The organism is Candidatus Frankia nodulisporulans (assembly GCF_902806475.1).
Taxonomy (GTDB): Bacteria; Actinomycetota; Actinomycetes; order Frankiales; family Frankiaceae; genus Frankia; species Frankia umida.
In genome coordinates, this window is the sequence record NZ_CADCWS010000009.1 from 1 (window position 1) to 26,181 (window position 26,181).

16 protein-coding genes and 2 riboswitches are annotated in these 26,181 nt (G+C 72.2%); of the genes, 10 read left to right on the top strand and 6 right to left on the bottom strand.

Annotated elements, in window-relative coordinates:
• The first annotated feature begins 159 nt into the window (after positions 1–159).
• The 10 genes from G6R24_RS02125 (at position 160) to G6R24_RS21790 (ending at position 15,794) form a co-directional block, all read left to right on the top strand.
• On the top strand, positions 160–1,164 hold the full coding sequence (locus tag G6R24_RS02125) for an AAA family ATPase (RefSeq protein WP_374628380.1): 1,005 nt from the start codon (positions 160–162) through the stop codon (positions 1,162–1,164).
• 569 nt (positions 1,165–1,733) lie between these two features.
• Positions 1,734–3,320 carry a DUF58 domain-containing protein gene (locus G6R24_RS02130; RefSeq protein ID WP_225438026.1) on the top strand — a complete coding sequence of 529 codons (1,587 nt, stop codon included), beginning with the start codon at positions 1,734–1,736 and terminating at the stop codon, positions 3,318–3,320.
• Complete coding sequence (locus tag G6R24_RS02135) at positions 3,317–5,836, top strand: transglutaminase-like domain-containing protein (protein WP_163547482.1); 2,520 nt, start codon at positions 3,317–3,319, stop codon at positions 5,834–5,836. The genes G6R24_RS02130 and G6R24_RS02135 overlap by 4 nt, the downstream gene beginning before the upstream one ends.
• 20 nt (positions 5,837–5,856) lie before the next feature.
• On the top strand, positions 5,857–6,066 hold the full coding sequence (locus G6R24_RS02140) for a hypothetical protein (RefSeq protein WP_163547483.1): 210 nt from the start codon (positions 5,857–5,859) through the stop codon (positions 6,064–6,066).
• 78 nt (positions 6,067–6,144) lie between these two features.
• Positions 6,145–6,894, top strand: a complete 750-nt coding sequence (locus G6R24_RS02145) for a PIG-L deacetylase family protein (protein ID WP_225438027.1) — start codon at positions 6,145–6,147, stop codon at positions 6,892–6,894.
• Positions 6,895–7,038: 144 nt separating this feature from the next.
• Positions 7,039–7,134, top strand: a riboswitch (glycine riboswitch).
• Positions 7,135–7,264: riboswitch (glycine riboswitch) on the top strand.
• Between the two features lie 60 nt (positions 7,265–7,324).
• Positions 7,325–10,327, top strand: coding sequence for an aminomethyl-transferring glycine dehydrogenase (gene gcvP, locus G6R24_RS02150; protein ID WP_163547485.1), 3,003 nt, complete (start codon positions 7,325–7,327; stop codon positions 10,325–10,327).
• A 513-nt stretch (positions 10,328–10,840) separates the two neighbouring features.
• The gene (locus tag G6R24_RS02155) at positions 10,841–11,593 is read left to right on the top strand and encodes an FkbM family methyltransferase (RefSeq protein ID WP_163547486.1); all 753 of its coding nucleotides are present in this window, start codon (positions 10,841–10,843) and stop codon (positions 11,591–11,593) included.
• Between the two features lie 678 nt (positions 11,594–12,271).
• On the top strand, positions 12,272–13,342 hold the full coding sequence (locus tag G6R24_RS02160; protein ID WP_163547487.1) for a glycosyltransferase family protein: 1,071 nt from the start codon (positions 12,272–12,274) through the stop codon (positions 13,340–13,342).
• 141 nt (positions 13,343–13,483) lie between these two features.
• Positions 13,484–14,761, top strand: coding sequence for an MMPL family transporter (locus tag G6R24_RS21785; protein WP_225438029.1), 1,278 nt, complete (start codon positions 13,484–13,486; stop codon positions 14,759–14,761).
• Positions 14,694–15,794, top strand: a complete 1,101-nt coding sequence (locus G6R24_RS21790) for an MMPL family transporter (protein WP_225438030.1) — start codon at positions 14,694–14,696, stop codon at positions 15,792–15,794. Before G6R24_RS21785 ends, G6R24_RS21790 begins: the two co-directional genes overlap by 68 nt.
• Before the next feature lie 104 nt (positions 15,795–15,898).
• Here the strand turns inward: G6R24_RS21790 and G6R24_RS02170 are convergent, their stop codons facing one another.
• Genes G6R24_RS02170 through G6R24_RS02195 form a run of 6 tightly spaced genes read right to left on the bottom strand, consistent with a single transcriptional unit; the run spans position 15,899 to position 25,988 of the window.
• Positions 15,899–17,425: a glutamine synthetase family protein gene (locus tag G6R24_RS02170; RefSeq protein ID WP_163547488.1), complete on the bottom strand. Its 1,527-nt coding sequence runs from the start codon at positions 17,423–17,425 to the stop codon at positions 15,899–15,901.
• Positions 17,422–19,410, bottom strand: coding sequence for an IucA/IucC family protein (locus G6R24_RS02175; protein WP_163547489.1), 1,989 nt, complete (start codon positions 19,408–19,410; stop codon positions 17,422–17,424). The genes G6R24_RS02170 and G6R24_RS02175 overlap by 4 nt, the downstream gene beginning before the upstream one ends.
• Positions 19,407–20,978, bottom strand: coding sequence for a lysine N(6)-hydroxylase/L-ornithine N(5)-oxygenase family protein (locus G6R24_RS02180; protein ID WP_476727346.1), 1,572 nt, complete (start codon positions 20,976–20,978; stop codon positions 19,407–19,409). Before G6R24_RS02180 ends, G6R24_RS02175 begins: the two co-directional genes overlap by 4 nt.
• The gene (locus G6R24_RS02185) at positions 20,975–22,846 is read right to left on the bottom strand and encodes an IucA/IucC family protein (RefSeq protein ID WP_225438031.1); all 1,872 of its coding nucleotides are present in this window, start codon (positions 22,844–22,846) and stop codon (positions 20,975–20,977) included. The genes G6R24_RS02180 and G6R24_RS02185 overlap by 4 nt, the downstream gene beginning before the upstream one ends.
• Entirely contained in the window at positions 22,843–24,465 is a 1,623-nt protein-coding gene (locus G6R24_RS02190; protein ID WP_163547490.1) for a pyridoxal phosphate-dependent decarboxylase family protein, read from the bottom strand. The genes G6R24_RS02185 and G6R24_RS02190 overlap by 4 nt, the downstream gene beginning before the upstream one ends.
• Entirely contained in the window at positions 24,462–25,988 is a 1,527-nt protein-coding gene (locus G6R24_RS02195; RefSeq protein WP_163547491.1) for a diaminobutyrate--2-oxoglutarate transaminase family protein, read from the bottom strand. The genes G6R24_RS02190 and G6R24_RS02195 overlap by 4 nt, the downstream gene beginning before the upstream one ends.
• Positions 25,989–26,181 lie beyond the last annotated feature (193 nt).

Sequence of the window (26,181 nt, forward strand, 5' to 3'; positions counted from 1 at the left end):
GTCCCCGCCAGCCTCAAACTCCCGCCAGTACCGGGTTCCTCCAACGCCTCACCCGTCACCTCGACCGCAGCCGGATCCTGACCAGCTCGCCTGGTCCTGCCCCAAGGAGCGCACGGTGATGAGCAGTCAGATCTCCTCCGATCCGACCGGCGGTACGGGGTGACGGGGCATGGCGATGGCACCGGTCCACTGCGCGGTGACGAGTTCGGGATAGCGGAGTTCGCCGCGGTCTTCCGGGACGTCGTCACGAACGTCGAAAAGGTGATCCGGGGTAAGCGTGACGTTGTTGAACTCGCCACGATCTGCCTGTTCGCCGAAGGCCACCTGCTTGTGGAGGACGTTCCCGGGCTCGGCAAGACATCGCTGGCTCGCAGCCTCGCCGCCTCGGTGAACGCCGGCTGCCAGCGCATCCAGTTCACCCCTGACCTGCTGCCGGCCGACATCACCGGAACCATGGTCTACAACCAGCGGACCCAGGAGTTCGGCTTTCGGGCCGGTCCGGTGTTCACCAATATCGTGATCGGCGACGAGATCAACCGTGCCTCCCCCAAGACGCAGTCGGCGTTGCTGGAGGTGATGGAGGAGGGCCGGGTCACCTCCGACGGCACAAGCTATCCGGTGCCTCAGCCGTTCATGGTCGTGGCCACGCAGAACCCGATCGACATGGACGGTACCTACAGCCTTCCCGAGGCCCAGCTGGATCGCTTCCTCATGCGACTGCGGATGGGATACCCCTCCCTTGACGCCGAACTGGAGATCCTCGAGGGCAGGCAGGTGGGCCGCGCGGTGGACGACCTGCAGCCGGTGATGCGGGCCGAGGACGTCCTGGCCCGATCGGCCCAGACACTGGCCGTGCACGTCGCCCCCAACCTGCGCCGGTACCTGGTCCAGCTGGTCGCTGCCACCCGGACCATCCCCGACATCGTCCGGCTGGGGGCGAGCCCACGAGGCAGCATCGCGCTGCTGCGCGCGGTGCAGGTCCGCGCGGCCGCACACGGGCGGGTCTTCGCCACGCCCGACGACGCCAAGGCGGTCGCCGGTGCCGTGCTCGCCCACCGGCTCGTGCTGAGCCCGGAAGCGGAGCTACGGCGTGTGGTGGCCGAGGACGTGGTCGACGAGATCCTGCAGTCCGTTCCCTCGCCGCGTCGGCTGCTCGGGATCTGACCGTGCCATCCCGGGGACGACCATCGCGTCCCGACGACCAGACGACCACGATGCGCCGCGCCAGCAGGACCGAGGCGGACACCCGTCCACTACGCGCCGACCGGGCCGACCGGGCCGACCGGGCTGGGCACTCGGGGCCAGAACGTGGCCCGTGGCGCACCCCGCGGACGCCGCCGACCGGACCACTCGCCCGCGGGCTGGGCGAGCGGCACCGGCCGCGACCCACCGATCCGGTCGATGACCCTGCTACGGGTCCGGCCGCGGCACGCCCAGCTGAGATCGCGTCCGGATGGCGATCCTCCCTCGCCCCGTATCCCACGTCCCATCCCGTGCCCGGTCCTGACCCCAGCCCCGGACGCCCGCCCGGTCCCGCCATGCGGGCCGACGACCCGCCCGCATGGCGACCCGCCCGAGAACCGGCCAGCAGAGAGCTGGTCGAGGCCGGAACCGAGGGCAGAGCCCGGACGAGGACCCACCGCCGGACCAGCGCCGAGTTCGAGACCACCACCGGGATCGGTACGACGACCGAGACCACGACCGGGACCGGGACCGATACCGCACAGCCGGCGGTGGGCACGGTTACGCCGGGGAGGGCACGGGCGGGCCGCTCACGGCTGCGGCCGACACCGCTGGGATGGGGCCTGCTCGCCACAGCGGCGGTGCTGCTGGCCGGGGCACGGCTGGTGCACTACCCCGAGGTCGCGGTGCTCGGCGGGACGGCCGCCGCCGCCGTGGCGCTGTCCCTGATCGTTGCGGTGCGCCAGCCACGGGCGTCCGCCGAGCTGCGGGTGTCGCCGCATCGGGTGGCGCGGGGCGAACCCGCCACCCTGATGATCACTTTGCGTAACCACTCCAGGTGGACGGCACCTTCCTTCGTGCTGCGCCTGCCGCTGACGACGACCATCCCCCGTTCGGAGCAGGACATGGCTAGCGCCCGCCCGTATCCGTCCGATGACGGGTCCGCCGCGCCGGCGGGAGACTCGCTGGCGTCCGACAGCGAGCCGTCCGACAGCGAGCCGTCCGACAGCGAGCCGTCCGACAGCGAGCTGTCCCGTGGCGAGCTGTCGGATGGCGAGTCGTCGCGTCGCGATCGCGCCTCCGCGCGGGTGCTTGTTCCGATCAGCCGACTGCCTGGCGCTGGTACCCGCACCATCGACGTGGTCCTGCCGACCGAGGAGCGCGGGATGATCATGGTCGGGCCGGTCGAGATAACCCGGTCGGACCCGTTTGGTCTGGTCATGCGTAGCCAGCGGCTGCCCGGCACCGCGACCCTGCACGTCCGGCCCATCGTCGCACCGCTCGCACCGCTCGCCTCGGCTCCCTCGCGTGAACCGGACGGTCAGACCGGGCATGGCACGGCCGGGGGACTCGAGATCCACACGCTGCGGCCGTACGCGACAGGCGAGGACCTTCGCCTGGTGCACTGGCCCTCGAGCGCGCGGGCAGGCGAGCTGATGGTCCGCACGCACATGGACCCCACCGAGCCCGCGGCCACCGTGGTGCTCGATGTCCGACGTGACGCGTACCCCCCCGGTGGGGCTGGACGGGCGGCGTTCGAGGCGGCCGTCGATGTGGCGGCCGCCGCGGTGATGACCTGCGCGAGGGAGGTGTTCGGCGTGCGCCTGGTGACCACAGCCGGACTACGCGTCCTCGGCCGCCGCCGACGGCGCGACGCCGACCTGCTCCTCGACGAACTGGCCACCGTCGAGTGGGCCGACGACGCCACCCTGGACGTTCTCGGGACGCTGCGGCGCGGCGGACTCGGCACGCTCGTCCTGGTGACCGGTGGTTTCGACCGGGCCGCGGTGGCTGCCCTCACCCCGGTGGGCCATGCCTACGGCCGGGTGGTGCTGGTGCGGGTCGGGCCGAGATCCGAGGCGACCGCCCGAGCGGTCCTGCGACGTGACTCGGGTGAGCGGGCCCGGCTGCGGCCGGTGTCGCCCACACGGGCCAGCGGGGTTGTCTCCGGCCGGTCGCTGGTCGCGGGCGCGGTTGCCGCGCGGCGCGGCGCGGCGCACCTGAGCCGGGTCGGTGCTGGTCCGGGCCGGGCCGGGCGACTGACCGTCATCGATGTTCCCGACGCGGCGGCGCTGGCCGGAAGGTGGCCGGCGACCTGGCCGCGAGGGTTCGGTGTCGCGGGGGAGCGACGTCGATGAGCGGGCGTCACCGTCTGATCGCCGTGCTGCTGGCCGGTGGGCTGTCGTTCGTCGGCGGCCTCGGCTGGCGTCGGGTGATCACCGGGCCCGAGGTCCTGGTGGATGTCGCCGCCGCCGTGATCATTCCGGTGGTGCTGGTCGCGGTCCTGAGCGGCCGACACCAGCCGCCGTCACCGATCGTGACGGTGGTCGCGTGGGGCAGCGGCTTCGTCGCCTGGGCCGCGGCGACCGTCGCCGCTCCGGCGGGCGGGGTGTGGTCCCGGTTGCATCTGGTCGCGGTGGGGATGGTCACCGGGTGGGCACGTCTGCTCGACACGGCAGTCCCAGCGCCGGCCGAGCCGGAGCTGCTGATGGGACCGGTCGCGTTGACCTGGCTGGCGACGGCGATCGGCGCCGAGCTGGTCATCCGCACCCGTACCCGGTTGCTGCCCGCGCTACCCGGACTGGTGCTGTTTCTGGTCACGGTGAGTTATGCCGCCGCGTCGGGCGGCTCGGATCTGCCGTCCGCCGCCGGGTTCGCCGCGCTCGCCGCCCTGCTGGTACGGGTTCGTCACCCCCGGGTCGAGCTGCCCTGGCCCGGTCGGGTCAGGGCCGGGCGGCCTGAGCCCGGCAGCGTGCTGGAGGGCCCCGGCCGCCCGGCCGGCCGGTTGACCACGCTGGCCCGCACGGGGGGTGCCGTGATCGGTGTGGTCGCGGTGGGGATCGGACTGGCCGGCGGCCCGCTGCGGGTCGACGACCGCCCGCGCATCGATCCGCGCGCCTATCGTGCGACCGCCGCCACGGGCACGGGCACGGTGGAGCTCAGCCCGTTGAGTCGGCTCGCGGGCTGGACCGCCCATCCGCAGCAGGTCCTGTTCCAGGCCGCGCTGACATCCGCGACCGCCGGGCCGGCGGCGTTGCGGCTGGCCGTGCTCGATGACTACGACGGCGCCACCTGGACCTCCAGCACCCGCTACCTACCGGCGGGCGCAAGTACCGCCGGCTGTCCCGAGACCACTGGTCCGGCCACCCCCGGATCGGGCCACAACGGCGCGCGGGTCGCTGGCGCCGCGTCCGCGCCGGTGACCCAGGAGCTGACCATCGCCGGACTGGGCGGTCAGCTCGTCCCGGTGCTGGCCGAGCCCAGGCAGTTCGTCGTGCTCCCGGGCACGCCCGATCCGGGCACGCCCACCACCGACGGCGCGGTGACGGGCGGCTCCGCGGTCGCCGCGGGCCAGGCGACGCGGGGACGATTCGCGGTGGCGGCCTGTGACGGCGTGCTGGTGCGGACCGAGCCGCTCACGGCTGGTACCCGGCTGTGGGTGCGGTCCTGGCCGCAGGCCGTGCCCACAGCGGGCCAGACGCTCACCCTGGCCGCCTCCACCACGCCCGCCGACACCCGTGCGCGCGCACTGCCAGCCGGCGTGCCACCGGTCCTGCGCGGCCTGGCCACGATCGCCACCGCCGGTGGCACCTCGCCCTACCAGCGGGCCGCACTGCTGCGGCAGTACCTGCGGACGAACTTCGTGTTCGATCCGGCCGCCCCCGCGGGACACAGCCTCGCGCAGGTCACCCACTTCCTCGAGCAGACCAGGCGCGGGACCTCCGAGCAGTTCGCCACCGCCTTCGTGCTCGCCGCCCGCCTGCTTGGTCTACCCGCCCGGCTCGTCGTCGGTTTCAGCGTGTCCGGGGCGGAGACCGCCGCCGCCCGCCCGGTCCGCGGCGCCGACGCCCTGGCCTGGGCCGAGATCCACTTCGCCGGCGCTGGCTGGATGCCCTTCTTCCCGACGCCGATGGCGGCCGACGCGCGTGGCGCCGTTGTCGCCGGCGCCACGCAGGGTGAGTCCACGGCGCAGGCCGAACTCGTCAACGCGGTGCTGGGTACCACGGTGGACGTCCCCACCGGCCCACCGCGGCCCGACACCGGGACGGCGGCGCACCACCACCCGTCCGGGCCCTCGCCGGCCTGGTCCGACCGGGGACGGGGCATCCGGGTGGCGGGGACGGCGACCCTGCTCGTGCTGACCGGCTATCTCGGCCTGGCCTTCGCGCTGCCTGGACTACGCCACCGCCGGGCCCGGCGGCGCGGCACCGAACGGACGCGGATCGTCGCGGCCTGGCGTCACGCGCTGGATCTCCTGGCCCGATCGGGCCAGCCGATGCCGGCCGCCGCGAGTCCCGTCGAGGTGGTGCACGCCGCCAGCCAGACGGGTGAACCGGCCGGGACAGCGCTGCGCGGACTGGCGGAGCTGGCCACCGTCGCCCTGTTCGGTGATCCAGGCGACGATCGGCGACGGACCGTGACCGGCCGTGGCGCCGCCGCCGAGGCCTGGCGGCTGGCCGACGCGCTGGACCAGGCACTGCGCGCATCCGTGCCACGCCGTCGCCGCGTCGCCCAGCGGATCGCACCCGCCGCGGTGGCCGCCGAGATCCGTGCGGCCGCGGGCCGGCACCGGGCCGGTTCCGAAGATCAGAACACACCCCACCCGATAGCGAATGGTTCTCAGTCGATTACATCGGGTATTGCAGCTCGGTAGGTGACCTGGGAGGAGCAGTCATGGTCCAGAGACCGAAGCGAACTGACGCACCCCTGGCCTGGCCGGGGCACACCCGGCCCGCCGGGGCGGATACGTCCAACGAGGAGATGGCCCGACAGGTGGCGAGCCAGACCTCGTCCGACCGGATGGCGGAGGAGGTCTTCCGGCGGGAGCACGACGGGGCGCTGACCGACAAGGAGGCGGCCAAGAGCGAGCTGCTGCATCGGTGACCAGCCGCGTCGGCGAGCTGCGGGGCCGGTGGGGTGTTCGTCCGGCGTGGCGGGCCGCGGTGCCGTATGCAGGAAGGCATGGGACTCGACGCAGAGCGGCCGTTCACCGATGCCGGCACCCCCGCGTCGGTCTGGCAGCAGTGGGAGCCGGGCTGGCCGGAGTTCGACCTGACCGACCCCCCGCCGCGGGTGGTGGTCGTCGCCCCCCATCCAGACGATGAGGTGCTCGGCGTCGGGGGGCTGCTCGTGCGGCTCAGTGAGCTGGGCGCGCGGATCACGGTGGTGGCGGTGACCGACGGGGACGGCTCGCATCCCGGCTCGCCCACCCTCTCGGCGCGCCAGCTCGCCCAGCACCGGATCGCCGAGCAGCACGCGGCCCTGACGGCGCTGGGCCTCGGGCAGGCGCCGGTGCCCCGGGCGGAACTGCCGGACGGCCAGGTCACCGGGCACGAGGCCGCCTTGGCCGCGTTCGTGGAGCCACTGCTGACCGCCGATACCTGGGTTCTCACCACCTGGCGCGGCGATCGACATCCCGATCACGAGGCGACGGGACGCGCGGCGGCGCTGGCCGCGCGGCGCGCCGGGGCCCGGCTGGTGGAGTACCCCGTCTGGACGTGGCACTGGGCGGTGCCGGCTGATCCGGCGGTGCCCTGGTCGCGGGCGAGGTCGGTGTCCCTGCCCGAACGGGTGGTGCGCGACCGGCGGCGGGCCGTCGACTGCTACCGCACGCAGATCGCCCCGCTGTCGCAGCATCCCGCCGACGCCGCCGTGCTTCCCCCGCCGTTTCTGGCGCGGTTGCTGCGGGCGAGCGAGACCGTCTTCGTCTGAGGGCACCGGCGGCGGTGGCTACCGCGGTGGCTGCCGCAGCGGTAGCCACGGTGGCGGTGGCGGGCGTGGGAGTTACGGAGACGGGTGGCCGCGGGTCGCCATCGCGGTTAGTCTTCGACGTACAAACTGCATACCGCTGCCGCTCACACCCGTGCGGGAGAGTCCCGGTCGCTCTGTGCCGGGACGCCGAAGGAGCAAGCTCTCCCCATAAACTCTCAGGCCCCCAACCGCCGGGTCAGGCAACTCTGGAAAGTGGACGTCCAGGCGTCCCGCCGACGGTGAAAGTCGCCCCCGACCTCGTGCGCCGCCCGTCAGGGCGAGCTCGCGACCGAGGCGCGGCGAAGCTCTCAGGCCATATGACAGAGGGGGAGGCCCGTCGCGGCGCCGATGCGTCTCTGTCGGTTCCGCCTGACCTCCGGAGCGGCCTCTCATGCATGACGGCAGCGAGCAGAACGTCCCGCCGGTGGCGGTGCCACCCGGGTCCCATCCGCGTTTCGCCGACCGCCACATCGGCCCGGACCACAGCGCCCGTAAGGCGATGCTGGCCACGCTTGGTCACGACTCGCTGCGGTCCCTGACGGATGCGGCCGTGCCCGCGCTCATCGCCGACCGGTCCCTCGAGCTTCCGCTTGCGCTCGACGAACCGGCCGTGCTGGCCGCGTTGCGGGCACTCGGTCGGGCGAACCGGCCGGTGCCCTCGATGATCGGCCTCGGCTTTCACCCGGCGGTGATGCCCGGCGTCATCCAGCGCAACGTGTTGGAGAATCCCGCCTGGTACACGGCCTACACGCCGTACCAGCCGGAGATCTCCCAGGGCCGGCTCGAGGCCCTGCTCAACTTCCAGACCATGATCACAGATCTGACCGGGTTGGCGGTGGCCGGCGCGTCGCTGTTGGACGAGCCCACGGCGGCGGCCGAGGCCATGCAGATCGCGTTGCGCCGGGCCAAGGGCGGACGGCGGGTCTACCTCGTCGACGCCGACACACTTCCGCAGACGATCGCGGTCGTGGCGACCCGCGCCGAGGCCCTGGGCGCCACCGTCCACCTCGTGGACCTCTCGGACGGCTCGTCCGGCGGCGACGGGCTTGCGGCGGTGCCGGCGGAGCTGCTCGACGCGGCGTTCGGGCTGCTGGTGTCCTACCCGGGGCCCAGCGGAGCGCTGCGTGATCACCGGGAGGTGTTCGCGCGGGCCCGTGAGCGTGGCCTCATCGTCACCGTCGCCGCCGATCTGCTGGCGCTCACCCTGCTGCGCTCACCCGGCGAACTCGGCGCGGACATCGCGGTCGGAAGCACCCAGCGGTTCGGTCTGCCGCTGTCGTTCGGTGGGCCGCACGCCGGCTACCTCGCCGTGCGTTCCGGCCTCGAACGCACGCTGCCCGGTCGGCTGGTCGGGGTGTCCATCGACGCGGCCGGTGACCCGGCCTACCGGCTCACCCTGCAGACCCGGGAACAGCACATTCGCCGGGAGAAGGCGACGAGCAACATCTGTACGGCCCAGGTGCTGCCCGCGGTGCTCGCCTCGATGTACGCGGTCTACCACGGCCCGCAGGGCCTGGCGGGGATCGCGCGGCGGGTCCACGGGCTCGCGGTGCGCCTCGCCGAGGGGCTGCGCGTCGGTGGAGTCACCCTCGGTGACTCGTCGTTCTTCGACACGGTCATCGCCGCGGCGCCGGGCCGGGCCGGCGAGGTGGTGGCCGCGGCGCTGGAACACGGGGTGAACATCCGTCTCGTCGATGACGACCACGTGGGCATCTCCTGCAACGAGACGACGGTGGAGGCGGATCTGCGGGCCGTCTGGGCCGCCTTCGGGGTGCCGCCGGCGGTGGCGGCCGAGGTGACGGCGCAGGCCGAACTGGACGGGCCGATCCCGACGACGACCGCGGTCGCGCTGCCCACGGAGCTGGTGCGCACCGACAGGTACCTCGAGCATCCGGTGTTTCACGAGCACCGCTCCGAGACGGCGATGCTGCGCTATCTGCGCCGGCTGTCCGATCTCGATCTCGCCCTCGACCGCGGCATGATCCCGCTTGGTTCCTGCACGATGAAACTCAACGCCACGACCGAGATGGCCGCGGTCACCTGGCCGGAGTTCGCCGACATCCATCCGTATGCCCCGCTTGACCAGGCCGCCGGTTATCTCACCCTGATCCGCGATCTGGAGGAATGGCTCGCCCGGATCACCGGATATGCCGGTGTCTCGGTGCAGCCGAACGCCGGCAGCCAGGGCGAACTGGCCGGGCTGCTGGCCATCCGCGCCTATCACCGGGACCACACACCGGCCGGTGCGCCCGTGCGTGACGTGTGCCTGATCCCGTCGTCCGCCCATGGTACGAACGCGGCCAGCGCCGCGATGGCGGGAATGCGCGTCGTCGTCGTCGCGTGTGACGCTGACGGAAACGTCGATCTCGACGATCTCGCCCGCGCCGCCCGCACGCACACCGAGGTCCTGGCCGCGCTGATGGTCACCTATCCGTCGACGCATGGTGTGTACGAGGAGGGCATCGGTCAGGCCTGTGCGCTCGTGCACGAGGCGGGCGGTCTGGTCTACGTCGACGGGGCGAACCTGAACGCGCTGGTCGGTCTGGCCAAGCCCGGGCAGTTCGGTGCTGATGTCAGCCATCTGAACCTGCACAAGACCTTCTGCATTCCGCACGGCGGTGGCGGTCCGGGGGTCGGGCCGGTAGCCGTCGGCGAGAAACTGCTGCCGTATCTGCCGAACCATCCGCTGCGCGCCGAGGCCGGTCCGGCGACCGGGGTCGGCCCCATCTCCGGGTCGCCCTGGGGTTCCGCCGGCATCCTCATGATCCCGTGGGCGTATATCCAGATGATGGGGGCGGACGGTCTGCGGGAGGCCACCTCGGTGGCCGTGCTCAACGCCAACTACATCGCCCACCGGCTACGCCCGCACTATCCCGTCCTCTACTCCGGACGGGGCGGCCTCGTCGCACACGAGTGCATTCTTGACCTGCGGCCGCTGACGCGCGCCACCGGCGTCACCGTGGACGACGTGGCGAAACGCCTCATCGACTACGGCTTTCACGCACCGACGATGTCCTTTCCGGTGGCCGGCACCCTGATGGTGGAGCCCACGGAAAGCGAGGATCTGGGCGAGATCGACCGCTTCTGCGATGCGATGACTGCCATCCGGGCGGAGGCGGACAAGGTCGGCGACGGCACCTGGCCGCTCGAGGACAATCCGCTGCGCAACGCGCCGCACACCGCGGCGATGGTGACCGCCGACGAGTGGGCGCACCCGTATCCGCGTTCGGTCGCCGCCTATCCGGTGGCCACGCTGCGTACCGGAAAGTACTGGCCGCCGGTGCGGCGTATCGACGGGGCCTACGGCGACCGCAACCTGATGTGCACCTGCCCGCCGGTCGCCTCCTTCGCCGAACCGGTGGACGAGCAGCCGACGCTCGCGACCGTCGGCTGACACCCGACCGGTCGTCCCCGGGCGGTGGACGGAGGTCCCTGTGACCGACGCCCCCGCCGGGGATCGCCGTGCGGGCATGTCAGCTGCCCGCACGGCGATCCGCGCGTCGGCGGGCGCGCTCCGCCCGGGTGTTGGCAGGTAGCTGACCCACGGCGGGTTCTGTCCGGGTGGGGACGCAACGAGACCGGCACGCGTCCGTCCCGTCACTTGTTATTTTTTGCGTGATGCCGTGGTGCGTTGACGTAGTGAATCCTCGCGGAAAGTAGCCGAATTTGCGGCTCAGTGTCATTTCTGGTTGTTCTCGGCAACTCTTCCCCAGCGTGAGGTATTGCTCGCCGGCTGGCGTTCCGTGGTCGAGGAACCGCCCTGCGGAAGGGCCTGCGGGTCCGTTGGGCCACCCTGCTGTTGACCACGGATGGACCGGCGCCAATAGTTGGACCCACCCGTCCGGTGGAAATCGGGGTCTGCTGCACTCGGGCGGGTCGTAGCTGGGACAACGGAAGGGCGGGGCCAATGGATCCGCGAATGGAGAAACAGCTTGCCGCACTCCGCCGTAAGGCGGTGGATCTGGGGCTCGGGCCGGCGCTGAAGCTGGTTCGAGACAATGTTGTGCCGACTGCGCGGCGTAACCGAAACGATGATCGACATCTGGCGTTGCTGATGTCGTTCGTGCTCACCGAGACGTCGAACTGTATTGATGTGGGTGCGCACCGTGGCGATGTGCTGCGGACGATCCTGCGGCACGCGCCGCATGGAACCCATGTCGCCTACGAGCCGCTGCCGCACATGGCCGCCACCCTGCGGGCCGACTTTCCCACCGTCGACGTGCGTCAGGCCGCGCTATCCGACACGCCGGGCGTGCTGCCCTTCACCTATGTGCGCAGCCGGCCGGCCTACAGCGGGCTGCGCGACCGGGTGCCGGACACCGAGGATGTCGAGCAGATCGAGGTCACCGTCGAGGTCCTCGACGACGTGCTGCCGGTGGACTACCACCCGACGCTGATCAAGGTGGACGTCGAGGGCGCCGAGTACGGCGTCTTCCGTGGCGCCACCAAGCTGATCGCGAACAGCCGTCCGCACCTGGTGTTCGAGTTCGGTGCCGGGGCCCGCGACTACGGGACGTCGGCGGACGACATGTATCTGCTGATCGACGGTGATCTCGGCCTTCGGATCTTCGACCTCGACGGTGAGGGCCCTTACACCCTGCCGAAGTTCCGGGACACGTTCGAGACGGGGCGGCACTTCAACTTCGTCGCGCACCCCTGAGCCGGTACGCCCGGGTGGGCGCACGAACCCACCTATGATGTGATGAAGATCACATAAGTTCCTTCGTGTGGTGCTCCGCTCGTTCCCCCGCTTCGGGTCGCGCCGTGGCCGGCGCGCCTCCTGGGCGGGGGTGCGACCGGGACGGGGCAGGTCCGGGCGGGCTCATCTCGGCGATGCCGGCCTGGCATCGCCGGGTCGATGTGCGGGTAGTTCTCTCCCACCCACCCAGATGGTCCTGACGCCAAGTGTCCGCTCGGATGCTAATGGTGCCGATTTCGCCGAATCCGCCGCTCGCGGACGGCGCGGCGTGATCGCCACCTGCCGGGACGGCAGCGGCGGATACCAGCCGGTAGATGGGGGGAGTGACGGATTCGGTCGCAACACCGATACTTTGACGCTCCGGTACATGTCATGTGTCGGAGCGGTCGTACCCGGGAGACCGTGAAGTCGACGCGGCGAACCCGGCGTACGGGAGGTACTGGAAACGGCCAGGTCACCGGAATCCAGGTGATGGTCGGACCGTAGCGGACGGAGGTGGCTAATCCACGGTCGGCGGCACGACCGGAAATTCCGCCAGGCTGTGTGATTCACCCCGCTGTCCCCCGACGGATCCCCACCCCACCCGCTCCACTGCCGGGCGATCCGTACCCCCACAAAGGTCACGAGAGAGGGGCGTCCGTGCGAACGCTCGAACCCACCGGCCTCGACCTCGACGCGATCGAGGCGGACAAGCTTGCCAAGGGCATCACCCTGAGCCTGCTGATCCCTGCCCGTGGCCCGGAGGCCGCCCGAACACTCGGCGATATCATCGCGCGGGATCGGCAGCACTGGATGCAGGAACGCCGGGTCCTGGACGAGATCGGCGTGGTCGTCGATCCCACCTCCGACGGCGATGAGCATGATCTGATGCGCATCGCGACCGAAGCCGGCGCGAGCTGGGTCGTGCGGGGAAACTCGGTGCTGCAGCGGCATGCCGGCCGCGAGGACACGACGACCGGCGGAAAGGCCGGGGCGATGCGTAGCCTCGCCTATCTCGCCTTCGGAAACCGGCTGATCTTTCACGACGCCGACCTGGAAAGTTACGATCCCGCGACGGTGGGGGTTCTCGCCGCGGCCACGACCGCCGGCAATGCCCCGCTGTTCGTGAACGGTAGTTCGCGACGGGTGACCGGTGACGGCCAGCCCGGCGGACGCACGACCGAGATGCTGCGGTCGTTGCTGTCGAAACAGCTCGCCCGCTACGTGCCGTCGATCACCCGCACGCTCCAGCCACTGATCGGCGAGTTCGTCATCGACGCGGATGTCTTCGCCTCGCTGGCCTTCTCGCGTGGCTATGGGGTCGAAACATCCCTGAAGGTACTGGCCCTGGATCTGTTGGACTTCTCCGACAGCCTGCAGATCGAACTGCCGATCAAGTACCAGGTCGGCCAGCATTACCACGCGCTGGTAAAGCAGTTCCATGAGATCAGTTTCACAATCGATGTTCTTGAGGCCTACTTCCAGCGGCGTCGGGTCGACCCGCATGTGGCGATCTGGCAGATCGCCGACAACTACGACCTGTTGTTTCCGGGCCGTACCTACTCCCTGCACCGTCCGTCGGGTTACGACGACGCGGACTTCGTGCCGCGCATGGGGTTCTACCAGCCACTCGCGACCGCGCCGGCCTACCAGGCCCGGCTCCCCGAGATCAAGAGCTCCCGCCGACAGGCCCTGGACACCCTCGGCCGCCAGCTGCGGGCCTCCGCCTGACCCTGCTCGACGTGACCGGTCCGATCTCCCGAGTCAGGCACTGACAGGGGGACGGACCGGTCATTGCGCGCACAAGCGACCTTGACGTGGCGTACCGGTCGCGAACAGTGTCTCCCTGAGAGCCCGATCGAGGAGGACACCGTGTTCGCGATCCTGGTGGCGTTGACCACGCGACGGACGCGGCTGGTGCTCGCCGGCACGGCGGTCCTGGTGGTTCTCGGGGCGCTGCTGGGCAGCACCGCGTTCGGCAAGCTGCAGACCGGCGGGTTCGACGACCCCCGTTCGGATTCCAGTCGCGCCGTCGACGTCCTCGACGCGCACTTCCACGGACGAGCGAACGTGCTGCTGCTCGTCACCGCCCGGGTGGGCGAGGTCGACGACCCTCGGGTGGTCGCCGCCGGTCGGGTGGTCGCCGCGGACCTGGCCGCCCAGCCCGGCGCCCGCGACGTCGTGTCCTACTGGTCCGGCGCGGGCAGCGCGCTGCGCTCGCAGGACCGCCGTTCGGCCCTGGTGGTGGCCAGCGTCGCCGACGACGATGACGCGTCGGACGTGGTGAAGCGGTATGCCTCCCGGGCGTTCGACCCCCCCGAGGTGACCGTCGAACCCGGGGGCGCGGCCGCGATCAACAACGACATCGGCGATCAGGTCTCCAGCGATCTCGCGGTGGCCGAGTCGATCGCCATCCCGATCACCCTGGTCCTGCTGGTCGTGGCGTTCGCCGGGGTGGTCGCGGCGCTGCTGCCGCTGGCCGTGGGTCTGCTCGGGATGGTGGATGGCCTCGCGATCCTCGCGGTCATCGGTAGCGCCACCGATGTCTCGATCTTCGCGGTGAACCTGACCTCCGCGCTCGGCCTCGGCCTCGGCATCGACTACTCGCTGTTGATGGTCAGCCGATTCCGCGAGGAACTGGCCGCGGGCCATGACCGTGCGTCGGCGGTCTCGATCACCGTGCGCTCCGCCGGTCGAACCATCTTCTTCAGCGGCGCCACGGTGGTCGTGAGCCTGGTCGTGATGTTGCTGTTCCCGCCGTTCTTCCTGCGCTCCATGGCCTATGCCGGCATCTCGGTCACGGTGGTGGCGGTGCTCGCCGCGGTGGTCGTGCTGCCCGCGCTGCTCATGGTGCTGGGTGAGCGGGTGAACGCCTGGCACGTGGGTGGCCTGATCGGACTGGTCCGTCGGCGCCGGCAGAAGGCGCCCGAGGCCGCACCCGAGGCCGCGGAGTCGGCGTTCTGGCGGCGGGTGGCCTCGACCGTCATGGCCCACCCGGTCCTGACCGGACTACCGGTGATCGTGATCCTGCTCGTGCTCGCCACCCCGTTCCTGCACGTCCAGTTCGGCACGCCGGACGAGGGTGCTGCGGCCGGGAGCCGCCGCCAGCCGCACGGTCGGCGACGCGCTGCGCGAACGCTTCCCCGCTGACCTGTCCGGATCGATGGAGGTGGTCGTCCAGCAGGACGGGCGCGGCGCGCTCGATCCCGCCGCGCTGTCGGCCTATGCGAACACCCTGTCCCGGCTGCCTGACGTCGCCCGGGTGGACTACGCCCTCGGCACCGTCGTCCGTGGGAGCCGGACCGCACCCCCCAACGCGACCAGTGTGCGTTTCCGCGCCGCGGGTGACGACCTGTTGCAGGTGGTCCCCGCGGTGGACTACGCGTCCACCCAGGCCCGGGCGCTGGTCCATGCGACGCGTGCGCTGCCCGCGCCCAGCGGCAGCACCGTCCTGGTGGGGGGTGCGCCCGCCGTCCTCGTCGATGGCCGGTCGGCGATCGGTGATCGGCTGCCGCTGGCACTCGGGCTCATCGTGCTGGCGACGTTCGTCCTGCTGTTCCTGTTCACCGGCAGTGTGCTGCTGCCGGTGAAGGCGATTCTGCTCAACGGACTGTGCACCTGCGCGGTGTTCGGCGCCGCGGTCTGGATCTTCAGTGACGGCCATCTGTCCGGTCTGCTCGACTTCACCCCGGGCCCGCTCGACACCTCCATGCCCGTGCTGCTGTTCTGTATCGCCTTCGGCCTGTCGATGGACTACGAGGTGTTCCTGCTGTCGCGGATCAAGGAGGTGCGTGACACCGGGGCGAGCAACGTCGAGGCGGTCGCCACCGGCCTCGCCCGGGTCGGCCGGATCGTCAGCACCGCCGCCGCCCTGCTCGCGGTCACCTTCGTCGCGTTCGCCACCTCCTCGGTGCGCTTCATCCAGATGTTCGGGGTCGGCACGGCGCTGGCCATCGTGCTTGACGCCACCCTCATCCGGGGGGTGCTGGTCCCGGCGTTCATGCGGGTCGCCGGCGGCGCGAACTGGTGGGCGCCCGGCCCGCTGCGGGCGCTGCACCGCCGGTTCGGACTGCATGAGCATGTCGAGGACGTCCCCCAACCGGTGGCTCCGCCGCCGGCGCCCCGCGACAGCGCCACCGCCGACACCCCCGTCCGCTCGTCAGACCCAGCCCACCAGCCCTGACCCGCCCGCCCTGACCAGCCCGCCAGTCCTGACCCGTCCGTCCGCTCGTCCGCTTGGGTGGTGCTCGGAGCCGTCCGTCCGGGCCACGCCCGGAGCCGGCGGGGTCAGCTGCGCTCGAAGCCGCGCTGGCGCTCCCGGTCGGTGACGGTCCGCTCGTGGCCGGTCAGTTCGACCTCGGCCGCATGGGCTAGGTGGGCGACGACCCGTTCGCCGAAGGCCGCCCGGGCGACGGGGCTGGACCGCCACCGGTCGACGGCGGCGCGCAGCGTCGTCGGCAGCGGAGGCAGGCCGGGCATCGTGAACGCGTTACCGACCCGTCCGGGCTCCAGTTCCAGCCCGTGGCGAACTCCGTACAGGCCGGCGGCGAGGATACCGGCGACGGCCAGGTACGGGTTCGCGTCCCCACCGGGCACCCGGTGCTCGATGCGCAGGCCTGCCCCGGCACCGACCACCCGCACCGCGCAGGTCCGGTTGTCCCGGCCCCAGCTGATCCCGGTCGGGGCGAACGCCCCGGGAGCGAGGCGCTTGTAGGAGTTGACGTTCGGTGCGAACAGCAGCGTGAAGTCGGCCAGGCAGGCCAGCTGCCCCGCCACGAAGGAGCACATCAGGGGTGACATGCCGACGGTGTCCGTGCGGGCGGGCCGTCCGGGTCGGTGAGGAGGCCGCCCGGTCCCAGCGCCGGCTCCGTCACCGGGTGCGTCGTGCTGGTCGGGGGCGGCCGCGAAGACGGGTTCCGCGCTGGTGACGTCGCGCAGGGACAGGTGGATGTGGCAGGAGTTGCCCTCGCCCTGGTCGTACTTCGCCATGAAGGTCAACGCCTGCCCGCCGGCCGCGGCGATCCGCTTCGCGGTGATCTTGTACAGGGCGTGGATGTCGCAGGCCGCCAGCGCCTCGGCGTACCGGAACACGATCTCGTACTGGCCCGGATGGACCTCCCCCCGGGCCGATTCCACCGCGATGCCGGCCTCGCGCATCGCCAGCCGGATGCGCCGGGTCAGATCGTCCAGCCCCTCCGTGCCGAACAGGGCGTAGTCGATGTTGTAGCGGCTGGCCGGGGTGAGTCCGGCCCACGAACGTCGGGCCGCGCGGTCGTAGGACTCGCGGAAGGCCAGAAACTCCAGTTCGGTGCCGACCAGGGCCTGCTGGCCCGCCTCGCGCAGCGCGTCGAGCTGACGGCGAAGGATGGCCCGGGGAGAGACGTCCACCACCGTCCCGTCGGGCCAGTAGGCGTCCGCGAGGACCACCCCGCACGAGCGGCGCCACGGTGCCCGGCGAAGACTCGTCAGATCGGGGCGCAGCCGCAGGTCCCCGAAACCACCGTGCCAGGGGGTGTGCGGAAAGCCGTCGTCGGTCCGCATGTCGACGTCGACGGCGTGCAGGTAGGTGCAGGCCCCGAGCCCCTGGGGGAGCACCTCGTCGGCGAAGTGCTCCGGGGACACCGCGCTGCCGACCAGCCGGCCCTGCAGGTCGACGGTGGCCACGACCATCTCGTCGATCGGGTCGTCACCGTGCATCAGTTCGTGCAGCGTCTGGGTTCCTCGACGGTCGGTCGCCTCGGCGGGTGCGGCGGCCGGGGGGGTGAGCTCCTGCCCCGACCGGGCGGGTGGAATCGGCGCCGGCAACGACGTCATGTGCTCTCCGTTCGTCCCGTCCATCTGGGCGGCGCCGGTGGGATGGGGCGGCCGGGCACACTGGCCACCGGATTGGCGACGGTACCCCGCATCAGGTCGAACCCGCCGTCACGTGCGGGTCGGTCGTGGAACCCGGCACCGGCGAACTGCTCTCGGTTCAGACAGACCCGGTCGAATCGGGGGATGAGCAGGTCGACCTCGCCGAAGCGGGCGGCGAGCTCGGGGAAACGGGCGTGGTAGTCGTCCATCGTCGCGCGGACCAGCCCCCAGAACTCCTCCTCGTCGACCTCGAGATGATCGGCGACGAGGACCGAGAAGTAGCGGAAGTGCCCGGCGAAGACGGCGGAGAGCACCGCATGTGCGAGCTCGCGGCCGGGCCAGCGACGGCAGTGCTCGTCCACCGCCGCCGGCAGCGGCCCACGCTCGGGGAAGTGGCCGTCGACCAGTTCGACGTCCGCCCCGAAATCCTTGATCGCGATGCGCCGGGGGATCTGCTCGGCGTCGAAGACACACAGCACGTTCTCGCCATGTGGGGTGAACGCGACGCCGTAGCGGTACAGGAAGTGCAGCAGGCCGGGGAGCAGCGCGGTGAACAGCGCCCGTAGCCAGACCCGGGGTTCCTGGCCCGATCGGGCCACGAGTTCGGCGAGCAGCGATCTCCCGTCCGAGCCGATCATGAGCAGCGACGCGAGGCTGCGGGCCCGCTCCCCCTCGGCCAGGTAGGCGTCCACCGGCTCCCGCCAGATCACCCCGAGCAGTTCGTGCAGGCGATACGGCGCCGCGGGCAGGGCCTCGTAGGCGCTGTGGCTGACGGCGGCCCCGGCGACCTCGGGCAGCGGCTGGAGACCGCTGACCTCACGCAGGAACGGGTCGGCGGCGCACAGTGCGAGCAGCCAGCGGGACACCGGCGGCCCGGCGAGGGCGTCGGCGGCCGACATCCCACGCCAGACCAGCGTGTTGCGGATCATCAGGGCGAGTTTGACGTTGCGCCGCCTCGGCCGGTCGACGTTGGCCAGGGTGCGCACCGCCTGCATCGGGACATAACGGTCCGGCGCCTCGCCCAGATGGACCAGGCGTCCCGTGGCCAGTTCCGCCGCGAACAGCGCGACGACCACGTTCTCCCACTGCCAGGGATGCACCGGAAGCCACACGTACACCGGCCCGGCCGGATCAGCGGCGGCGGCGGGCCGCGCGCTGCCCGAGGACGCCAGCTCGGCCAGGGTCGCCCTGAGCACCTCGGCGAACCGCAGCCGGACCGGCTCGTCGAGTTCCTGTGCCAGGAACCCGACCTGGCTCGGCTGACCGGAGAGTTCGGACCAGACAGCCAGGTCCGGATGGGCGGCGACCCACACCAGCCGGAAGGGACGATGGCTTTCGGGGCTGTAGCGCTCCACCGCCGCGGCGAAGCCGATGCGCCCCTTGTTCGCGACCAGGCAGGGGTGGCCGCTCTGACATCCCTCGAGGGCGGTGAGGGACAGGTCCGCGAGCCGCGCCGCGGGCCGTGCGCCGGCCAGCAGCCGCGCATCGGCGGCCTGGGTCGCGAGCAGGTCCCGGATGACATCGGCGAGGACGGGATCGGACCAGCCGAGCAGGGACTGCGCCTCCCGCAGGAACATCACCGGATCGTCCGCGGCCTGGTCCGCGCCGGCGGTGGGAGTCCGCGCCACGCTGGCGGATTCGATCCACCAGGAACCGAACGTTCCGCGCCGGGCCTGGAAGCGGTAGTCGGCGTGGGCGGTCGGCACCCGGTAGGCCCGCACCGGACCCCGCCCGATCGCGGCATCCGCCGGTCGGATGTCCGGGGGGCTCGTCACCCGGCCCGACCGGCCGGCCGCTGGCCCGATCTCCGGTTCGGCCAGGGGGGCGATCAGCTCCTCGTAGGCCAGCTCGGCGAGAAGTCGGACCAGCAGGGCCCGGCCGGCCTGCCGCCAGCGCGCGGCGGTCTCGCCCGCGGACGTCGGAGGGCACTCGACCGGGCCCGTCACGGTCGTACCCGATCGAGGATCCCCGGATCGGGCCGGGTGGCACCTGGGACGTCGGCGGTCCGGATGCTGGCCGCGGTGTCGGTGTCGGTGGCGGTGGCGGGGGCAGCGCCGGTGCCGGGGTGGGTGGCCGCTGGCGGTGGCGCGGGCGGCGGGGCGCCGAAGGTGGTGAACGCGTTGGGCGGCGGGAGCCGGTGGGCGCGCCCACCGGTCAGGTCGTCGAGGATCACGGCGGATCGCCACGCACCGAGACCCAGATCGGGGGCGCCGACCCCATGGGTGTGCAGCTCGGCGTTCTGGACGTAGATGCGTCCGGTGACCTCGGAGGTGGTCGCCACGCGATAGCGGTCGTCGACCACGAACCGCCCGTTGGCGTCGAGCTCGAGCAGGCCCGCGATCGGACCCAGCAGGCTGGGGCGACGGGCGGCGTACCCGGTGGCCAGCACGACGGCGTCCGCGGCCAGCGCGAAGGGGACGTCCTGCTCCCGATGGCGGCAGGCGAGGGTGATCTCGTCGCGCTCGTGGCACTGGCTCGCCGTCTCGACCGTGACACCCGGCAGCAGCGTGGCCCCAGGCTCGCCGCCGTCGATGGTGCGCTCGTAGAGCAGGTCGTAGATCTGCGCGATCGTGTCCGTGTCGATCGCCTTGTGCAGCTGCCACTGCGCCGGCACGAGGGCGTCCTTGCGGTGCTGGGCCAGACCATGGAAGTAGCGCACGTGGTCGGGGGTGAACTGTTCGAGTCCGAGCTTGGAGTACTCCATCGGGGCGAAGGCGGGGGTGCGGGTCACCCAGGTCAGATGACGGCCCGCCGGCGCGGGGCCACGCAGCAGGTCGGCGACGATCTCCGCCCCCGACTGGCCCGATCCGACCACGGTGATCCGGGGCCGGTCGGCCAGTTCCGCCCGGCGCTGCCGGTAGTGCGCGCTGTGGAAGGCCCGATCGGGGGAGACACCGGTGAAGGCGGCCGGAACGGCCGGTTCGGTGCCGATGCCGAGGACCAGATTCCGGGCGTGGATCACCCGAGCGGACCAGGCCCTGGTCGGTTCGGGGGACGCGTCCCCATCCTGGGGGGAACCGCTGCGGCGCAGCGTGACCCGGAACAGGCCGGCGGTGGCGTCCCAGTGGACGGCCTCGGCCCGGACACCGAAGTGCGTCGAGGGCAGACCGCGGGCGACCCAGCGGCAGTAGGCGTCGTACTCCCGCCGCGGAATGTGGAAGCGTTCGTAGAAGTAGAAGCGAAACAGCCGGTCGTGGGCCCGCAGGTAGGACAGGAACGACCACCGGCTGGTCGGATCGATGAGTGTGACCAGATCGGCCAGGAACGGCACCTGCAACGTGGTGCCGTCCAGCAGCAGCCCCGGATGCCAGCTGAAGGCCGGCGCCTGGTCGACAAAAACGGACCGCACGGCGGGCAGGCCGTCGGCGAGCGCGGCCAGCGACAGGTTGAACGGACCGAGCCCGATCCCGACGACGTCGTAGACGGTGTCCTGCGGCCGGGACGGACCGGACCCGGCCGGCTCGCTGGCCGGCACGCTCCGGTCACCGCCGGCGGTCGCAACGGGGGATCTCACGGGGCGCCCTCCAACAGCGGATTCGGAATCTGCACGTAGACCGACTGGGTGGTCACCGGCCCGATCAGTTCGTCACGTCCGTCGACCAGGGTCCGCAGATTGCCCTTGCTGGGCAACGTGGTGGCGCCGAGCAGAGCCGACAGCAGCCGGCGACGAGCTCGCGGCGGGCGGTGGTCAGCCTGGCCCGTGCGGGCGGTGCGGTCCAGCCGCGTGAGCAGCGCGCGGACCCGGCCAAGGAGGCGGTGTTCGTCGGCGACACCGGCCGCTCCCAGCGCGCCGACGACCGCGAACACGTTGTTCACGAACAGGTAGTAGATGATCCGATCGATGATCAGCGTGTCCGGGAACACCACGTCGAGCCCGGTGGCGAAGCCCGGGAGCAGACGGCGCGTGGTCTCGACGGCCGACTCGCCGATGTAGTAGCCCTGGCTGTCGCGGTACCAGCCGGCCACCGGCCAGCCATCGTCGTCCAGGCTGACCAGGGTGTTCTGCAGATGCGCCTCGATCCCGACCCCGTGGTGCAGGTAGAGGTCCAGCACGGGGGTCACCAGGACGGCCAGGTACCGGTCGAACCACGCCTCGGCGAGGCTCCCGAGCGACTCGGTGTGGCGGGTGTGGCGGGCGATCAGCAGTGCGGGAAGCATCGCGGCGCGGGCCCGGCCGAGGCCGTCCACCGCCCGATCGGGCCGGATGGTGAGCAGGGCGGACAGGCACACCGCCCGATCGGCGGGCCCGAACGGATTGGTCCGCAGGGCCGTCTCCAGGCCCGGTGCGTCGACGGCGACCCAGTGCGGCTCCCCGATCAGATGGAAGGCGGGATGCCGGGCGGCGAGGGCGGCGCCGAGCCCGGCGTCGACCAGCCGGGTGATCGTCTCGGCCAGGCGCAGCTCGTCACGCAGCAGGACCCGCCGGGAGTTGGTGATGCGCAGGCCCAACGACAGTTTCAGCATCACCGCGCGGTCCGGCCGCCAGACCGACCGCACCGAGGTGGTGGCGTGCCAGGCGGCACCGGCGACGCCGAGGTCGACCAGCCGGCCGTCCGCGAGCAGCGCGCCGACCGGCCCGGCCGGGTCGGAAAGCAGCTCCCGGGCCTGCCAGGGGTGCGCCGGGATCGGCACGAACCCAGCCGGCGGTGGGCCGCCGTCGTACAGGTCGGTGAGCAGCCGGATCAGGTCCGTGTGGGGGGCGGCACCGGACATGGCCAGAACGGTGGGGTGCGCGGCGAACCAGTGCAGGGCGAACGAGCCCCCCCGTTCGGGGGAGTAGCGGGCGATCGCCTCGTCGGAGGCGCCGTGGCGGCTCTGCGCCGCCGGGTGGAACGGATGTCCGGTGAGGGATGCCTGCTCCGCGACCAGAAAGGGCGCTTGGCGGACCGGCAGGGCCGACGCCGACGCTGCCAGGGCCGGTGCGGGCAGGGCCGACGCCGGGTGCGGGGATGCGCGGCGGGCCTGGAGATGGCCGGCGATCCGGGCGGTCGCCTCGGTGATGCGTTGCAGGGCGGTCAGGCTCGCCGTCGACGGGCCCCGCTCGCCGGTGATCTCCTCGACGATCAGCGCCGCGAGCAGGCCGGCGCTGATCGGTCCGGCCGAGGTCCCGTCCGCACCGACCAGTTCGGGCTGGTCGAAGCGGTGCCAGCCGGTCGGTGAGCGATAGGTCAGTCGAAGGCGCACGCGCAGCCCCGAGGCCAGCAGCGGCACCCAGACGGTGTCCGAGTCGGTCCTGGCCGCCGGCAGGAGATCGCTTTCCCGCAGCCAGCAGCGCAGCAGGGTCTCCGCGGTGATGTCGGCGGCGACGACAGCCACGTTCGGCTGTCCACCGAGCGCGCCATCCGCACCCGTGCCCACGTCCGCTCCGGCCTGGTGGCTCACGGCGCGGTTCTCCTGGGGGGCGGCTCCTCGTCCGTGGCCTGGCCCGGTTGGGCCAGCAGATCACCGGTCGTGGCGATCAGGCGCAGCAGCGCCGTCACATCCGCCTGGGTGGCAGCCGGGTTGAGCAGGGTGAGCTTGAGCTGGACCGATCGTCGCGGCCCGGTCCGGGTGCGGCCGATGACGGCCCGACCGTCATGGAGCAGCCGGCGCCGGATCCGCGCGTTCACCTCGTCCGGATCGCCCGGGCCGGTCGGGCGGTAGCGAAAGACGACGGTGCTCAGCGTGACGGGGAAGGCGAGTTCCAGCCGCGGATCGGCGGCCACCTGCCGCTGCGCGTGCAGCGCGAGCTCGTGGCAGGCGTCCACCCGGCTGCCCAGACCGCGACGGCCGAGCGCGCGCAGGGTCACGGCGATCGGGAAGCTGTCGGGTCGCCGGGTGGTGCGCAGTGAACGGTCGAGCAGGCTCGGGTAGCCCGCCGCCTCGTCGTCGTCCGCCCGCAGGTAGTCCGCGTGGGCGGCCCGCAGGCTGGGCCAGCCGTCCGGACGGGGGGTGAGGAACACCCCGGCCGGCGCCGGCTGCCACCCCCACTTGTGCAGGTCCAGCGCGACCGAGTCGGCCTCGGTGAGGCCGGTCAGCAGCCCGGCCAGGCGCGTGGAGAACAACGCCCCGCCGCCGTAGGCCGCGTCGACGTGCAGCCAGCCGCGGGTGGTGGGATCGACGGGGGGCACGTCCGGGCGATGCGCCGCCGCCGGCCCGCCGGTGGCCCAGGGCCTACGGCGGTGCTCCGCGAGCGCCGCCGCGATCTGGGGCAGGGGGTCGATCGCGCCGGCGTCGGTGGTGCCGGCCGTGGCGACCACCACGGCCGGCCCCTCGTGTTCGGCCAGCGCCTGACGCAACAGGTCGACCCGCATCCGGTCGTGCTCGTCGGTGGGAATCTCGACGACCCCCGGGTCGGGCAGGCCGAGCACGGCGGCGGCCCGGTCCACCGACAGGTGCGCGGCACTCGAGCGGAACACCCGCGGCGCACGTCGGTCGTGGTGCGCCGCGCGGCCCAAGGCCGCGTCCCGGGCCAGCAGCAGGCCCAGCAGGTTGGACTCGCTGCCGCCGGTGGTGATCGTGCCGGTGGCCCGCCGGGGATCGAAGCCGACCAGCGTCGCGAGGGCGGCGACGACCTCGGTCTCCACCGTCGTCGCCGCCGGCGCCTGATCCCAGGAGTCCAGGGAGGGATTGAGCGCGCTGACCGCGAGGTCCGCGGCCACGGCCACCGGCAGCGGTGGGCAGTGCAGATGGGCGGCGCACCAGGGATCCGCCGGTGCCACGCTGCCCGCGGCAAGCGCGGTGACCAGGTCGGTCAGCGCCGCCGCGGCGCCGATCCCGTCCGCGGTCAACAGCCCGGACGGCTCCGTCGGCTCCGTCGGCTCCGTCGGTTCCGTCGGTTCCGTCGGGTCGCTGGTCCCCTCGGGGGAGGCGCCCAGCGCCGCGAGGATGTCGGCCCGCACCCGCGCGGGCCCACCGGCGGGCAGCGGGCCGCCTCGTCGGCGTTGCCCGTCGTCCAGCGCGGCCAGACACAGAGTGACGAGTTCGGCGAGTACCAGCGGGGGCCCGGCTGGACTACTCATGTGGCCTCGCGGCCGGTGTCCGGTCTCTCCCGTGATCCGCAGCCGGCGTGCAGGCGCCGCCCCGGGCCCGATCCGGGCAGACCGGGCGGGCCGGGGGCGGCCGGTGTGGCCGGCGTCGAGCCGAGTCGGCGCACCGCGGCGTCGACCGCGTCGGCCAGCATGGCCAGGGCCCGTTCGATCTGCGCCTCGGTGATGATCAGGGGTGGTAGCAGGCGGATCACCGCCGAGTGCCGGCCGCCGAGCTCGATGATCAGGCCTCGGTGCAGGCTCTCCGCCCGGATCAGGGCGGCCAGCCGAGGGTCGGCCGGATACGCGCCGGCGCTGTCCGGTTCGCCGCTCGGGTCGACGATCTCGGCGCCGAGCATGAGCCCGCGGCCGCGCACATGGCCGATCTGCGGGCGCCCATGGGCGATCTCGGCGAGCCCGGCCAGCATCCGCGCACCGAGGCGCGCGCAGCGGTCGTCCAGCCCGTCGAGCCGGACCCGACGCAGGGTGGCGCGCCCCGCGGCCATGGCGAGCTGGTTACCGCGGAAGGTGCCGGTGTGCGCCCCGGGCAGCCAGACATCCAGCTCCGCCCGGTAGGCGATCACCGCGAGGGGCTGGCCGCCGCCGATCGCCTTGGACATCACCAGGATGTCGGGGGTGATCCCGCTGTGTTCGACAGCCCAGAACCGGCCCGTTCGGGCCACTCCGGTCTGCACCTCGTCGACGATCATCGGGATGCCGCGCCGCCGGGTGATCTCGCGGACCGCCGTGAGCCACTCGTCCGGTGCCGGCACCACCCCCCCCTCGCCTTGGACGGGTTCGACGACCAGGGCGGCCGGACTGGTGACCCCCCCGAGCGGGTCATCCAGCAGTCGTTCGATGTAGCTGATGGACAGCTGGGCACCGCCCGGACCGGTGTTGCGATCACTGGCCTCGCCCACCCCGAACGGGCAGCGGTAGGGGTGCGGGAACGGCAGGCGGACCACCGACCCCGACGCGGGCAGCGGATTCTTCACCGCGACGTTGCCCGTGACCGCGAGCGCCCCCGCGGTCATGCCGTGGTAGCCGCCGGTGAAGGCCAGCAGGGTCTGGTTGCCGGTCGCGGTCTGGGCGAGCTTGATCGCCGCTTCCACCGCGTCGGAGCCGCTCGGGCCGCAGAAGTGCAGCTTCGCGTCCGGACCGAGGCCCGCCGGCAGGCTGGCCCGCAGCTCCTCGACGAAGGCGTCCTTCTCCGGGGTGGCCAGGTCCAGGGTGTGCAGGGGGGCGCCGCTGGCGAGCGTCTCGCTGATCGCCTGGATGACATCCGGATGGTTGTGACCCAGCGCCAGCGTGCCGGCGCCGGACAGGCAGTCCAGATAGCGCCGCCCGTCCGCGCCATGGATGATCGCGCCTTCCGCCCGGACCGGGACGATCGGGAGGGTGCGTGCATAGGTGCGAGCAGCGGACTCTCGGCTGCGCTGGCGCGTAAGGATCGCGGCCGCATCGACCGCCGGAACGGAAGAGCCGGCATTTGTGCCGCTGTGAGCGGAAATCGTCAAGGGGGCGACTCCCTTTTGAGCGGACCTGTTTGAGGGAAGCCTAACCTAACTTATCGGAGAATGGTGTGACGCGCGTCGGCGACGGCAGGTTCGGTCGTGCTTGGCGCGGCCACCGCTGGGCGGCGATCAGCCCATAGTCCGCCTGCATACCCCACCTCGTCGCGCAAACGCTCCACGAGGTGGTGGAGCACGC